The sequence below is a fragment of the Microcystis sp. LE19-8.1F genome, assembly GCF_027531715.1.
Taxonomy (GTDB): domain Bacteria; phylum Cyanobacteriota; class Cyanobacteriia; order Cyanobacteriales; family Microcystaceae; genus Microcystis; species Microcystis wesenbergii_A.
Genome location: NZ_JAPZSO010000244.1, coordinates 14,908 through 29,236 on the forward strand (window position 1 = coordinate 14,908; position 14,329 = coordinate 29,236).

The 14,329-nt window shown below is 42.2% G+C and carries 10 protein-coding genes and 3 pseudogenes; 2 read left to right on the forward strand and 11 right to left on the reverse strand.

Annotated elements, in window-relative coordinates:
• Positions 1-50 precede the first annotated feature (50 nt).
• From O9334_RS22165 to glyS, 7 genes are all read right to left on the reverse strand, one after another.
• A complete protein-coding gene (locus tag O9334_RS22165; RefSeq protein WP_288002582.1) occupies positions 51-2,042 on the reverse strand; it encodes an ABC1 kinase family protein in 1,992 nt (663 codons plus the stop codon).
• A gap of 453 nt (positions 2,043-2,495) precedes the next feature.
• On the reverse strand, positions 2,496-3,587 hold the full coding sequence (locus O9334_RS22170; RefSeq protein ID WP_288002585.1) for a glycosyltransferase family protein: 1,092 nt from the start codon (positions 3,585-3,587) through the stop codon (positions 2,496-2,498).
• A gap of 74 nt (positions 3,588-3,661) precedes the next feature.
• The gene (locus tag O9334_RS22175) at positions 3,662-4,351 is read right to left on the reverse strand and encodes a retron system putative HNH endonuclease (protein ID WP_288002587.1); all 690 of its coding nucleotides are present in this window, start codon (positions 4,349-4,351) and stop codon (positions 3,662-3,664) included.
• Positions 4,348-5,772: an AAA family ATPase gene (locus O9334_RS22180; protein ID WP_288002588.1), complete on the reverse strand. Its 1,425-nt coding sequence runs from the start codon at positions 5,770-5,772 to the stop codon at positions 4,348-4,350. The genes O9334_RS22175 and O9334_RS22180 overlap by 4 nt, the downstream gene beginning before the upstream one ends.
• Positions 5,773-5,842: 70 nt before the next feature.
• Positions 5,843-6,916, reverse strand: coding sequence for a magnesium chelatase ATPase subunit I (bchI, locus tag O9334_RS22185; RefSeq protein WP_002778711.1), 1,074 nt, complete (start codon positions 6,914-6,916; stop codon positions 5,843-5,845).
• 83 nt (positions 6,917-6,999) lie between these two features.
• Positions 7,000-7,389, reverse strand: coding sequence for a hypothetical protein (locus O9334_RS22190; RefSeq protein ID WP_045360019.1), 390 nt, complete (start codon positions 7,387-7,389; stop codon positions 7,000-7,002).
• A gap of 295 nt (positions 7,390-7,684) precedes the next feature.
• Positions 7,685-9,817 (reverse strand): glycine--tRNA ligase subunit beta, encoded by a 2,133-nt coding sequence (gene glyS / locus O9334_RS22195; protein WP_288002591.1) that lies wholly within the window; start codon positions 9,815-9,817, stop codon positions 7,685-7,687.
• A 132-nt stretch (positions 9,818-9,949) separates the two neighbouring features.
• On the opposite strand from glyS, the gene O9334_RS22200 reads away from it, so the two are divergent.
• Complete coding sequence (locus O9334_RS22200; protein ID WP_288002593.1) at positions 9,950-10,534, forward strand: MiaE family protein; 585 nt, start codon at positions 9,950-9,952, stop codon at positions 10,532-10,534.
• Between the two features lie 72 nt (positions 10,535-10,606).
• Here the strand turns inward: O9334_RS22200 and O9334_RS22980 are convergent.
• The 3 genes and pseudogenes from O9334_RS22980 to O9334_RS22210 all read right to left on the reverse strand — a co-directional run bounded on the left by O9334_RS22980 (position 10,607) and on the right by O9334_RS22210 (position 12,771).
• A pseudogene (locus O9334_RS22980) lies at positions 10,607-10,812 on the reverse strand (hypothetical protein).
• A gap of 51 nt (positions 10,813-10,863) precedes the next feature.
• Positions 10,864-12,054 carry a GNAT family N-acetyltransferase gene (locus tag O9334_RS22205; protein WP_288002596.1) on the reverse strand — a complete coding sequence of 397 codons (1,191 nt, stop codon included), beginning with the start codon at positions 12,052-12,054 and terminating at the stop codon, positions 10,864-10,866.
• A 36-nt stretch (positions 12,055-12,090) separates the two neighbouring features.
• A complete protein-coding gene (locus tag O9334_RS22210) occupies positions 12,091-12,771 on the reverse strand; it encodes a RibD family protein (protein ID WP_045360025.1) in 681 nt (226 codons plus the stop codon).
• 91 nt (positions 12,772-12,862) lie between these two features.
• Between O9334_RS22210 and O9334_RS22215 the strand changes: the two are divergent.
• Positions 12,863-14,191, forward strand: a pseudogene (locus O9334_RS22215) (histidine kinase dimerization/phospho-acceptor domain-containing protein); the annotation flags it as partial.
• Here O9334_RS22215 and O9334_RS22220 read toward each other — a convergent pair.
• A pseudogene (locus O9334_RS22220) lies at positions 14,191-14,329 on the reverse strand (IS4 family transposase); the annotation flags it as partial. The pseudogenes O9334_RS22215 and O9334_RS22220 sit on opposite strands and share 1 nt — an antisense overlap.

Here is a 14,329-nt window from a genome sequence, read left to right on the forward strand (position 1 = left end):
TTCTCGGAGCCGTGAAATTTATTTCACGGCATTTATTGACCGAACAGAGGTTAATCGGCAGCGGGTAAAGCTTTCGATAATTCTCCATTTTGCTGATGATTTGGTCTATCAAATTCGAGAACTAAGTAACGAATTAAACGCGCTAGGGATTTTTGCAGTAAACCTTCAGCAATTTTTTGTCCCATCTGTTGGGTTTCTGGTTTAGCGATTAGTTTAGTCATCACTGGCACCATAGCCATGGCATCGAATCCTTTCGTTTCTTGTAAAATAGTAAAGATGTTGCGAAGATGCTCAAAACTCTTGGCATCACCTAACAATTCTGGGGGAGTTTCTTGTACCGCTAAACCCACCTGTTGCCGGAAATTAACTGTGAGATTAAACCAAGTGCGACGGCCGAAGTTATCGAGCGCATTGACTAACTCATTAACTAATTTTTCGCGGATAAATATACCCCTGTCTGAAAGGAGAAAATCTAACGCTTGATCGGTCACTTTCTCGAAGTTAAAATCATTAGAATCTTTAGCATTACGCAAGAGATTTTCTAAACGATTCCAGCGAAAAGTACCGTCTTTAAACAATAAATCTCGCAGGGAATCTCGCAACTCCGTGGAAGGATCGGTGAGCAGACGTTTAGCAATATAAGGATAGGCTTTACTCAGTACCTTAAAATTAGGATCGATGCCAATCGCTATTCCCTCTAAAGTCACCATCGAGCGAATAATCAGGGCATAATAGGCAGGAACTCGAAAGGGAAACTCATACATCATCGCCGACATTTTATCGGTGATACTTTTAAAGTTTAATTCTGCCACACTCGCCCCCAAAGCATTACCGAAAACTTCCGAAAAAGCGGGAACAATTGGCTCTAAATTGGTAGTTGGTGACAGGAAGTCTAACTTAACGTAATCCTTGGCCAAAGACTCAAAATCCCGGTTGACTAAATGCACCACCGCTTCGATTAAACCGTAGCGTTGATAGGGTTCAATATTGCTCATCATGCCGAAATCAAGATAAGCTAATTTACCGTCGGGAGTCGCTAATAAATTACCCGGATGGGGATCCGCATGGAAAAATCCGTGTTCAAGTAATTGACGCAAAGAACACTGCACCCCCACATTAACTAAGTGGGTGGCATCAATACCCTGGGACTGAATTTCTTTGATATTAGTTAATTTTGTGCCGTCCACCCACTCCATGGTTAAAACCCGTCTCCCGGTATATTTCCAGTAGATTTTGGGGATGTAAATTTCGGCAATATGACCATAAAGTTGAGCGAATTTTTCGGCGTTTTGTCCTTCGTGAAGATAATTAATTTCTTCAAAAATGCGACTGGCTAATTCGTCGGTAATTGCCACTAAATCGGAGCGAAGTCTTTTAACATTAATTTTCGCCCAACTCGCCAAACTACGCATGATATACACATCTAAAGTTATACAGCGAATCAAATCGGGACGCTGTACTTTAACGGCGACTCTCTCTCCGGTTTTTAATTTACCTTTGTAAACTTGTCCTAGGGAAGCGGCCGCTATGGGATTGGGGGATAATTCTGCATAAATTTCTTCAGGAGAATAACCTAATTCTTCTTCGATAAAACGATAGGCAATTTCGTTAGGAAAAGAGGGAATTTGATCCTGGAGAGTGGTTAATTCTTCTAAATATAAAGGCGGTACTAAATCAGGCCGGGTAGAGAGAGCTTGACCGATTTTAATATAGGTTGGTCCCAATTTGGTCAACATTTCCCGCAATTGTACGGCCCGTCTAATTTCATTTTTCGGCGATTTTCCCCGCAGTTTATCCCACCAGATACCGATGACAAAAGATAAAACCGGCAGGGCAATTTCGATTAATCTCCCCACAACGTCTAGAGGTCGCCGACGGTAATAGTCGTTAATAACTTGGGGATTGTAGCGCCAACTCTCGGCTACGTTGTCATCCATGGGGCCAATATCTTCCCGATGTTCTTCGGGAATATGGACGGGCTGCACTTCAACAGTAATCGGTTCTGGGGTTTGCGTCTCTGGGGAGATCATCTGTTCGGACATAGTTCGGTGGCGGGGCAGGGTGATTTGTAAACTATTGTAACAAGTATCGGCTTTCTGCCCGATCTTGTTTCTGTCTCCCCGGTTCTCTGCTCAGGTTCGTCTTCAACTTTACCCGGGGGTTATTCGGTATTTTTGACGATTTCGAGGCTGATACTGCCCTGATTATCCCGAATGTGATTGTCAAAAAATAGCGCGGTAATTTGGCTGGTTTCTAGGACTTTGTTAAATAAACAAGGGACGGCTGACCGATAACTAAATTTACCGCTAAGTAGCTGGTTATAATTAAATTAAAAATGGATTTTAGGTTCGATCCCCCCTGCCCCCCTTGATAAGGGGGGTGCCGATAGGCGGGGGGATCCCCCCTCAATCCCCCCTTGATAAGGGGGGTGTCTGATAATTTTTAACGCCTACCTACTTAATAATCCGAGGTTAAATTGGCTAAGTTAATCATTACTATTGCCTCTCAAAGTATTCTACGATAGCTCTCGCTATCGATTCTGCACCATCTTTAGCCAGTTTAACCTTTAATCTGGGCGGTTGGGGAGCTTGGCGTAAAAAGTCCCAATTACCTTGAAAAAATTCTTCACTGCTAATAATTTGATGATCACTATAATCTTGGATTCCAGCCAATAAAATCGCTGATTCGGCAAAACCTTCTCGCATCAGAGAAACAATCGGAACCTCTAATTTTAAAGCCTCGGCAAAGGTACTATATCCCGGTTTGGAAATAATTCGATCGCACAGGGGCATAAAATCCACGGGACGATAGGTCCGATCTGATTGATCCTGTAGGCGGATTAAATTGGGCAATTCGGGCGCGTTTTTTTCAAAAGTGATAAATTGCCAATCGGGAAAACTGGCGAGGTTATTATATGGAATTGCTTCTAATCCTAACCCCCCAAAACTCAATAAAATAGTTTTTTCTTTGGGGGCATTTAGCTTAAATTCCTGTCGCAATTGTTCTTCACTGTAGCGGGGTGTACCCCCGGTTAAATTTGCTTCTGTAACGTGAGGAAATGCTGTCATCGCTTCTGCTAAAGGCAGTTTAAATAAGCGATCACATTGATTATAACAACGACTGATCCAATCACTAATACTGGCAAATTCTTCACCCCAATCACGATAGATAAAATCCCAGCCGAAGTTACCGATCATCCAACAAGGAAGCCCCGCACTTTTGGCAATTAGTGCCGCTAAAGGCGGTAAATCTGCCACAACTAAACCCACACGATTAGTTTTAATAAAATTAACTTCACTGGCAATAATTGCCCTTGATTGAGCAATTATTTGTTCTAATTTTTCTTTAGTAGCTAATTTATCCATCGTTAAACTATCCGATTGGATTACTCCCACATCAAACCCCCGATGTCTTTGAATATATTCTCCGGATATATAGGAATCTAATAACCAGCGCGGGGCCGTGGTGACTAATATCGGCAAAATTTCGGGATTAAGTTCAATAATATTAGCTACCACCGAAGCACTGCGGACGGCATGGCCAAAACCATGATTAGTAACAGCAAAATAAACAACAGGACGAGACATAAATAGCAAGTAAGGTGAGAATAATAAGCGATAAATTTTGTTTTTCAGACTGTAGATAATAATTACCCTTAGTTTTAGGGAGGCAAATGAGGCAGTATATAAATACTAGCAAAAGCATAATATTCCGCTCCCGGTTGACAAGCTTCTTGCAGTAAAGATAAAGCCTCCGAGTCTCCTTGTTTTGCTAAACGTAATAATGCTAACAATCTTTTAATATATTGACTACGATAGTTAATTAATTCTTTTCGTCCACGCATACCATTGAGATCGAACAAATCTTCAACAATTTGACCACGCCGATCCCGACCATAAACACTGGCCAATTTTGCCATTTCATCCCAAATAAATTCAAGATGTGTATTCGGATCGGTTACTCCATCCGTGGGGTCTATTAACAGAGGATTTCCTGTGATATCATCGAGAGGAAAATTTGTGCCTTTGTGATTGGCATCATTACATTTATCACAAGAAAGCAGTAAATTCTCCCAAGTAAAAGTCAGATCAGGATACTGGCTTTTTGGATAAAAATGTTCGATCGCTCCGTAAGTTACCACTGTAATCTTACTTTCACAGTAAGCGCATTTCCCATTAAACATTTTAACTAATGCGTCTTTAACTTGCGGATGACTGTATTTATTTTGTGCTTGGTTAATTTGAGCTTTAGTTGCCTTGTTGTTTGATTTTATTGATTCTAAAGCCTCTAGCCAACGAGCGGCATTTTTAGCTAATACGCGTGGCTCTGATATTCTGGTGACAGGAATCAAGATAAACGCTCCTCTAGTAAGGCATCAATTCGGGATTCTAAACTATTAGGTTGACTAATTTCGCCAAAGGGTTTAACTTCTCCAACAAATAATGACAGTTGTTCATATTCTTCCTTTTCTTCTGCTGCCAGATTTTTATTTTTACGATTTAGTTGGTGGTAACGCTTAATTTTATTTTCTGTCTCAGTGGGATAGGTTGATTTCAGACCAAAAGCATCACTTGTTAAAGTACGATCAACATTAGCCGCTAATTCTAAATAAGGAATTTCTACAATCTCTAATTCACCCGCTACCAGATCGATTCGTAGGGTTAAAGAATTTGGCCCTGCACCGGCAGCGATTAAAGGACTATGAGTAGCGACAAAGAATTGAAGCTTGGGAAAAACTTCCTGTAACCATCCAGCAATTTCCCTTTGCCAAGAAGGATGTAAATGAATATCTAACTCATCGATTAAGACGACTCCAGAAGCCTCTGTGGGGTTATCTAGATTGGGGAAGGATTGTAATAATCGCCAAATTAAATCCCCAGCTAAAGCAATCATACTCCGAAAACCATCGGATAAACTAATGGTTGGAACTTTTTGACCGTTAACTAGAAACTGAATCAAGCCATCGGCAGTTACTTCAGCAATTTCTACATTACCGGGTAACAGTTTAGTAATTGCTTCTTCGCCGATTTTTTTCATTTGTTTGGCTTGAATATCTGTGGGATTTTTGGCTATTCGATAATCTAAATACACCATCCATCTCTCAAAAGAACTTAAAGATGTATCCTCATTAAATTGGCTGAAAAAGTTGCTAGAGCGTTTCGGAGGTTCAAGACTAGGAATAATCACTTGACTCACTCGTGTCAAACGACGGAAAGCTCCATAACCGACGGCAAACCAACCATGATTATCGGAGGCAAAAGCATTGGCTCGCAACCAACTTAAAATTTTAGTATTTTCTTCGATTAATGCTGGTTCTGTATAAGTTTGTTTGTCCTTACTGCCTCCTAATTCTAACCTTTCCTTGCCTGTAACAAAATAGGAATAAGCAAAAGTTTTTCGAGTTTTATCCGTACCAAATTTTCCCGCATCCCCATCTTCTTGATGAAGCACTGCGGTTAATTTACCCGGTGTCTTGGGATTACATATCCAACCAGTCGGACGTGGTAATAATTCTTTGGCTGCTTCTGGTCCCGCGAGCAGTAAAGCCAAAGCCTGTAAAATCGTGCTTTTTCCTACTCCATTTTCTCCCAATAAAGTGATCCAATGATAAGGTTTAGCGCGCCAATGACGTTGATTATTGGGATTACTAATAAATTTAATCTCTTGATTCTGGAAGCATTTAATGTTTTCGAGTTTTATACTTTCAACCCACATGGACATTCCCCCAGAGAATAACAGCGATCGATAAAATTCTAGCTTATTTGGCCACATCTAGCCCTTTTTGTCCTTCATCTCTAAATCCAGTCAAAAACCCTCTCTTCGCAGAGAGGGTGAATTAGATTTAGGAATTTTCTTCTAATCCAAAGACGCGATTAAAAGCTTTCAAGACTTTATAACCAGAATCGATCGATTCTAGCGGATCTTTCCGCAAACGGTGACGTAAACAGAGAACAATTACCCGACGGATATCATCTACCGTCACAGTTGTCCGTCCTTCCAAAGCGGCCAGAGCTTTAGCGGCGCGATTGGTAACGATATCGCCGCGCAATCCATCCACGTCCAACTCGGAACAAACCTCGGAAATTTTCACCCGCAGATCATAATCAAGCTCCACAGAAGGCAAAAGATTTTGGGCCTCCACGAGCTTTCTTTGCAGTTCTTCCTGTTCTAAGTTATATTTCTCTAAAAACGAGATCGGATTGCCATCAAATTCCGCACGCTGTTCCACGATTTTGACCCGTAGAGGGGGTTCTTTGACGGTGTGAATCTCGGCGTGCATTCCAAAGCGATCGAGCAGTTGTGGGCGCAATTCTCCCTCTTCTGGGTTGCCCGATCCCACCAAAACAAACCGGGCCGGGTGACGGATGGAAATTCCTTCCCGTTCCACCGTATTCCAACCACTAGCGGCCGAATCCAATAGCACATCGACGAGGTGATCGTCAAGTAAATTGACTTCATCCACATAGAGAATGCCGCGGTTAGCTTTGGCCAGCAAACCGGGTTCAAAAGCTTTTACCCCTTCTGACAGGGCCTTTTCGATGTCAATCGTGCCACAGACCCGATCCTCCGTCGCACCGAGGGGCAGATCTACCATAGTGACTTTTTTCTTGGCAATGGTCAACGGGATGGCCTCGTCCACCTTTTGCCGCACCTCATCGCTCATTAAATCGGGATCATTGGGGTCAGAATTAAAGGGATCGTTAGCAACTACGTCAATCTCCGGTAAAAGGTCGGCTAAAGCCCTAATTGTGGTCGATTTTCCCGTACCTCGATCCCCCATAATCATCACCCCGCCAATTTTGGGGTCGATGACGTTGAGCATTAGGGATAATTTCATTTCTTCCTGGCCGACAATAGCGGTGAAGGGAAAAACTACGCGGCGAGTTTTCGGAGGAGCTTGGGGAGTCACGGTCATAAGTGGATTCAAAAGTCAAGAGTTGTTGCGTAAAGAATTATATCTAGTGGGGGTTCTAGCCGTCAGCTTTCAGCAAAGCTTTATCATTGTAAGTCTTTTTCCCTGCTTTTTAAGATCCAGCGCCAGAGGGGATGATGCGGCCCTTTGTCCCGAATTTTCTGCACCCGTTGCTCTAAGCGCAGTTTTTCTCTGGGGGAAAGTCCTAAAATAATGTTGCGACTTTGCCAGACTAATACTGCTCCTGTAATGGCAACACAAAAGGCTAGACCGATAGAAGGCCAGTAATTGAAAGCTAAAGCGTATCTTACGGCTGTCCAAGTAAAATACTGCCGCATTAAGGCTATATCATCGCGTAAAACCCATAAACTAGCCGAACCAATCCCTAACCAACAACCCAACACAAACAACCAACGACCCCATACCGTCAGTCGATGTAATCTTTTGACCTGTTGCTGTAGTTCAAAATCGGCCATTTTAGTTATCAGTGAGCAGTAATCAGTAATCAGTGGGGGCTCTCCCAGGTTTGGTGGGTAAAATGTATTCTAAGATACAGTCTTGCGGGCGAGTGAGTGGAAGGAATCACAGAGACACAAAGGACACAGAGATCGATCACTACTATATAAGTTAAACTTATCACACAAAGAATAAGAGAGCCCAGTGGGGAATTATGAATTATGAATTAGGAAGTGTTTTCAGTGAACAGTAATCAGTGAACTGAAAACTCAAATCTGATAACTGATAACTGATAACTGATAACTGATAACTGAATTATCCCTTGACAATTGCCCCAAAATCTGCTAGGACTCGGGCGTGATTTCGCAGTAAACCCAACAGATTTAAACGATTGCGACGGACAGATTCTTTTTCTGCCATAACTAACACACTATTTTCGCCATCAAAAAAGTCAGCCACCAGGGGAGAAATTGCCGTTAAAGCAGTGACGAGACGCTGATAATCTCTTTGCTCTCTTGCGCTGATAGTTTCGGGAATTAGGGCAATTAAAGCGTCATAAAATGCCTGTTCGGAGGATTGTTCAAATAACTCCGTATCGATGATTGCCTTGGCTTCTAGGGTAGTTGTATCTAAATCTCCTTTTTGTGCTAAACGGGTGGAGCGATTGACGGTTTCATAGATGTTGGCTAACTGACCATCCTGACGAATTTGGCATAAAAAGCGGGCGCGTTCACGGGTATCTAATAAATTTTCTAAAGCGCGAGACTTATACTCCGGATCGTTTTCCCCTAAAACTGCATTAACGAGATCATAATCTATCCTCAAATCATCAATTAAGAGAGTTTGCAGACGTTGTAAAAAGAAATCTTTAATCAGATTGGCCGGGTTAGCTTTATCGTGATGACTGGTGACAAAATCCTGAGCTATTTGCTCAATTAATGCCAAAAGATTGATATTAAAATTGGCTGACCAGATAATACTAATTATTGCATTGGCAGCCCGACGGAGAGCGAAGGGATCTGAGGAACCAGTGGGCAGCATTCCCAGTCCAAAAATACCGACTAAAGTATCTAATCGATCAGCAATTCCCACCACTTGACCGGTGATTGTTTCCGGGAGTATATCCCCAGAATTGCGAGGCAGATAATGTTCAAAAATGCCCCGGGCAACTACAGCCGATTCACCACTAATTAAAGCATATTTTTCGGCCATTACTCCCTGTAATTCGGGGAATTCGTAAACCATTTGGGTAACTAAATCCGCTTTACAAAGCATGGCAGTGGACTCTATATCATTGCGACTTTGTTCATCGAGATTTAACTGTTCGACGATCATCTGGGCAATTTCCATAATTCGATCGACTTTATCGCGCATGGTTCCCAATTCTTCTTGGAAAGTGACGGTTTCCAGTTGGGGAAGAAAACTATCTAAGGGTTCATCACAATCGGCAGTATAAAAAAATCTGGCATCAGCTAAACGCGCGCGGATAACCCTTTCATTTCCTGCGGAGATAATCTCAGATTTCTGGGGATCGCCATTGGAAATAGTGATGAAATAGGGTGACAAACCCTGGGGAGTTTTCACTGGGAAATAACGCTGATGTGTCACCATCACGGTAATAATTACTTCTGGGGGTAATTCCAGAAATTCATCGTCAAATTTGCCGACAATTGCCGTGGGATATTCGACTAAGTTAGTCACTTCTGCTAATAAATCTGCGGGAATTTCTGCCACTCCCTCCAGCTTTTTGGCTAGGGTGGTAATCTGATCAGTAATTATCTGTTGACGCACTTGCGGATCCGCTTCCACAAAAATCGATCGCAAACTGGTTAAATATGCTTGGGGATGACTAATGGCTAAGGATTGCGGGTGTAGAATGCGATGACCAAAAGTTAAGCGATCGCTGGTTAAAGTGGTAGAGCCATTAATTAATTCTAGGGGCAAAACTTCCCCATCCACTAAAGTTAATAACCAACGAATTGGCCGGGGAAATCTTAAATCTCCATCTCCCCAACGCATAAAACGTCTTCCTTCCAAACGGGTAATCCATTGGGGAATTAATTCAGTTAAAATCTCGGCTGTTTGACGACCTGGAATCGTTTTTTCAATATAGACAAATTCTCCTTTGTCTGTGGCACGAATGGAGAAAGCAGCGGTGCTAACTCCCTGTTTTCGAGCAAAACCCTCACCAGCGGGGGTAATTTGACCATTTTTGTAGGCGGCACTAACTGGCGGTCCTTTTATCTCCTCGCTGCGAGCCTCTTGCTCCCTCGGTAATCCTGTGATTAACACGGCCAAACGGCGCGGGGTTGCGTAAACTTGAATAGCAGTCGCGTCCAGAGATTCCGTCTCTAAACTCTTGCTAACTCTTTCCTGCAATTGTGCGATCGCGCTATCGACAAAATCTGCGGGTAGTTCTTCTGTACCGACTTCCAGTAAAAAATCCATCTGATTGATTGGCCGTGTTTATGCTTCACCGATCATCTAGGCTATCACAGAAGCCGTGTCCTTAGTTTTTGACTGGTGTTGTTCGACTTTTTGGGTTAGGGTAAAAGATGCAGCACATTGGAATCAGCGACGATGGGAAAGATTAATTTATTAGTCAGTGCCACCTCTGAGGATTGGATAGAACAGGCAATTAATAATTTAGAGATTATTCTGCTCGATCATTCCCATTGTGAGCGAAAAGCGGCAGGAGTGGCCTTAAATCTCATGTTTCGTTATCCTTCCTACGCTTCCCTCGTGCGGAAATTAACGGCGATCGCCCAAGAGGAATTAGAACATTTTGAACAGGTCAATCAATGGTTAGATAAATGGGGAATTCCCCTCGCTCCCTTGAATTCTCCCCCCTATGGTGCTAAATTAAAGGCCCAGATTCGTCACCAAGAACCCGATCGCCTTTTGGATTCTCTGTTAATATCAGCTTTAATTGAGGCGCGTTCCCACGAAAGATTAGGTTTATTGGGAGAATATTGTCCCGATCCTCAATTAGCTCAATTTTATCGCGGTTTAATGGCTTCCGAAGCCCGTCATTATGGTATTTATTGGCTATTAGCAGCGGATTATTTTGAACGGACAGTGATCGACCAACGCTTAGAAACCCTAGGGGCGATCGAAAGTGAAATTCTCACTACTCTGCACCCAGAACCTCGTATTCATAGTTGATTGCACTAATAGAGACAATGGCTCCATCTCGCATTTGCAGAAATACGGACAATTAGCAATTATCAGTGACTCTTAAATTATTACAAATATATCAGCAGCTGCCTGTAAGCATCCCACCGAAAAACTAATGCGCTCCGGGGTTTGGGGACGGCGCTTGCGTCCCCAACGGGTAGGGTTGATTCATGAATCAACCCTACCATGAATCAACCCTAGGATTGAGTGATAAAATCGGAAGTAATGACCAATTTTAGAAGATAGTTTCCCTTTAAAAATCCCAACTCAGTAGATTTACAAAAATGAGAGGCACCCAGGGACAAACCCTATCTAAATTACTCGTTAAACTCAATTTCTCTCTTAGAAAAGGGTAAATCTTGATTGATTGCCTCAATTTCTTCCTGTTCCATTTGATTAATTTCCTGGATATAGTTGCGGATAATTTGAGTCATTTTGCCATGATAAAAACGGTGTAAACTGTGATTAGCAGTAGCGGGAAAACCCCGTCTTTTTTTATGTTGTCCTCCCGCACCCGGGTCAAACATGGTAATACCTTGACTAATTGCCCAATCGATCGGTTGATAGTAACAAGCTTCAAAATGTAAACAGTCGTACTCTTGAAAACTGCCCCAGTAACGACCATAAAGATTAGTATCTTTGCGAATACAAAAAGATAAACCCACCGGTTTAGTATCTTTTTCATTTTGGTAGGCAGTAATCAAAACCACTCGCTGACGATAATTCGGATATAATTGTTCAAAAAATTTCTGTGTCAGGTATTTACTTCCCCAGTAAAATTTATCACAGGTACTGCTATAAAACCGATAAATTAACGGGAATAAATGATGGGGAATTTCCTCGGCAGCCAGAGTTTTAATAATTAACCCCGCATTAGTCACCGCTTTCCGTTCCCGTTTAATATTGCGGCGTTGATTAGCATTAAAAACCGTCAGATAGTCTTCAAAACTTTCAAAACCTTTGTTATTCCAAATATAACTATGGTGTAACCAGGGAGTAAAGCCAAAATTTTCCATGAAAATTCGCCATTGGGAATCCACAAAAAGAAAATGACAACCCGACAGATTATTTTGATCACAAAAATGATCGATCGCCGCTATCATTAAAGCAGTAATCTCCAGTTCATTTTCCCCCGGAGCAATTAAAAAACGATAACCCACCGCCGGAGTAAAAGGGGTCATTCCTAACAGTTTCGGATAGTATCTAATCCCCAAACGATGGGAAAGATCTGCCCATTGGTGGTCAAAGACAAATTCACCGTAACTATGACTTTTAATATACAAAGGAGCGGCGGCAATTAACTCAGCACCGCGCCAAACGGTTAGATGAGCAGGTTGCCACCCCGTGCGTCCCGTGGCGCTGCCGGAAGTTTCGATATTATGTAACCATTCCCACTCTAGAAAGGGAGTAGTTAGGGGTTGAGCGAGAGCATCCCATTTTTGTTGGGGAATCTCACTCATTTTATCAATCCAAGCGACAGAATATTGGGGTTTAAGCTGTTCTACCATGGGACAAGATAAGTCAACCTTTTTATTTAAGGTAATCTAGTTTTGAGATTTGTGGGAATCTCGTTCAAGGGAATAATGTAAGAAAATTTCTTCTTGTACGGTTTCCACGCTCAAAAGTTGTAATTTTCTGGCAGAATCAGCCATAAATCCAGTTCCCCCCAGGGGAGTTGCCGCTTTATTGCCTCCTAACAGCAACGGACAAATGGTTAGGTAGATTTCATCGATTAAATCTTCAGCTAAAAGAGAGGCAATTAATTCACCTCCTCCCAGAATCGCCAGCTTTTTGATACCTAGGTCGGTAAATTGACTAAAAATAGCCTTCCAATCACCGCAGACTAAGACAAGCTCAAATAAACCCCGATTTTCCCATGCCGCCACTTTTTCCGCTGCCGTGATTAACCAGCGCGGGAAAGGCTGCTGAAAAAATTTCATCTGGGGATCAAGCTGCCCTGAATAAGAACAAACGATCTGTATCGGCTGCGGAGATAATCCCCGTTGTTGACGGTATGCGAGAAAATCGCCATGACGGATAGGAAGACTGGTGTGATAAGCGCGCAGGGTGTTAGCACCGAATAAAGCGGCATCCATGGGGGATAAATGTTGTTCTAGACGCATTTTATCGGTAGCAGAGGCAAACCTGGCCGCCGACTGGTAGGCGTCGGCAATTTTACCATCGGCACTCATGGCTAAAATAACGGTGGTGTGAGGACGATTCATGGCAAATGCTCGGGGATATCACCCGGTCCGATTGGTTAATAGGCTAGTATAGTCTGGAGTTTGATAGCAAGAATCAAACCAATTTCCGCCTATGCCTATCGGTCAATCCTCCTTTCGTCGTATTCTGCTCTCTCGCCTACTCCTAGTCAGTGTACCTGTACTACTAATGGGAGTTTATGTCACCTATCGTAAGGCGCGATCAGCTTTTTTGGAAACGGCCCGTCAAAATCTTACCGAAAGTGCCATCAGAAAGGCAGATAATATTGAGCAATCAATTCAACTTTTGCAGGCCAATCTTATCACTGCTGGCGAAAGTCTGGTTTTAAAACAGGGAAACTTAGCCGAAAAAGAAGCTTTTTTACAACAATTCACCGCGCCGCTTCCTAATCAGATTAACTGTGTGGAATTAATTGATATTAAGACCAAGAAATCTTTATTAAATCGAGCCTGTGAACCAGAAATGATCAAAGTTTTGCCTCTAGAAAGATGGGCAGAAAAACGGACTAGCTTTGCTGGTAATATCGAAAATATTTTAGTTAGAAGTTTACCCCGAAAATTTCTAATTAAATCTCTCAATAATAATCGTCAATTAGAATTAGTTTTTGCCGTTCCCATCTACGATAATCAAGGACAATTACAATCTAGTCTGATTCTGCAAACTTCTCTACTTTACGGTGAGAAGGTTTTACCCGGTTCTTTGTCAGGTTATCCCGTGGTTATTTCTGAAAATGGCATTATTCTCGCTCATCCCTATTTTCATCGCATTGGTAAGCATATCAGTCAAGAAGCTGATGCTGAACGCTTAAATAGTATTATCAGTAATGCTATCCGAGGAAAACAAAATTTCTTGCATTTATTTTCTTTCGAGAAAGATGGCAAAGAATTAGTCGCTGGTTATAGTTCCCTCCCCAGTCCAGTTACGGGAGAATCGTCCCAACAATGGGTAGTTTTAGCCATTAGTCCCCTCCCTCAAGCTCTCGCTCCTCTACAACAAATTTGGGAGGCAATTTTTTATCTGATTTCTGGTTTATTATTAGCTTATTTAGTAGCTATTGTACTGATTGCCAGGGATTTAGCTAGACCTTTAGAAAAACTGCGAGATTATGCCTTAAATATTCATAAAATTCCTTCGCAAAAGATTGGACTTCAAAACTTTAATATTCGAGAAATTAATCAGTTAGCCTCGGCCTTAGAGGAAATGCTCGAACGTTTACGCCTTTGGGGAGAGGAAATAGTTAAGAGTTGGCAAGAAGCAGAAAATGCTAATCAATTAAAAAACCAATTTTTGGCGAATACTTCCCACGAATTACGCACCCCTCTTAATGGTATTATTGGCTCAATTCGTTGCGTTATGGATGGATTTTGTAATAGTGAGGAGGAGGAAAAAGAATATCTGCAACAAGCGGATAATGCCGCCGTCTAAGTACAGGACAAAAATTGTAGGGAATGAAGAAAATCCCGATGATTAGGCAAAGAAGGGTTAAGAATCAGATGACGAAGATGGTCAAAACCTAAGCGAAAAAGACTCTTAGCACGACGACCGTGTTTCTTGAGGGGA

What these genes read in the sequence shown, in the direction of transcription:
- O9334_RS22165 (WP_288002582.1), bottom strand. Translation starts at nt 2,042, where the DNA reads ATGTCCGAACAGATGATCTCCCCAGAGACGCAAACCCCAGAACCGATT.
- O9334_RS22170 (WP_288002585.1), bottom strand. Translation starts at nt 3,587, where the DNA reads ATGTCTCGTCCTGTTGTTTATTTTGCTGTTACTAATCATGGTTTTGGC.
- O9334_RS22180 (WP_288002588.1), bottom strand. Translation starts at nt 5,772, where the DNA reads ATGTGGCCAAATAAGCTAGAATTTTATCGATCGCTGTTATTCTCTGGG.
- bchI (WP_002778711.1), bottom strand. Translation starts at nt 6,916, where the DNA reads ATGACCGTGACTCCCCAAGCTCCTCCGAAAACTCGCCGCGTAGTTTTT.
- O9334_RS22190 (WP_045360019.1), bottom strand. Translation starts at nt 7,389, where the DNA reads ATGGCCGATTTTGAACTACAGCAACAGGTCAAAAGATTACATCGACTG.
- glyS (WP_288002591.1), bottom strand. Translation starts at nt 9,817, where the DNA reads ATGGATTTTTTACTGGAAGTCGGTACAGAAGAACTACCCGCAGATTTT.
- O9334_RS22200 (WP_288002593.1), top strand. Translation starts at nt 9,950, where the DNA reads ATGGGAAAGATTAATTTATTAGTCAGTGCCACCTCTGAGGATTGGATA.
- O9334_RS22205 (WP_288002596.1), bottom strand. Translation starts at nt 12,054, where the DNA reads ATGGTAGAACAGCTTAAACCCCAATATTCTGTCGCTTGGATTGATAAA.
- O9334_RS22210 (WP_045360025.1), bottom strand. Translation starts at nt 12,771, where the DNA reads ATGAATCGTCCTCACACCACCGTTATTTTAGCCATGAGTGCCGATGGT.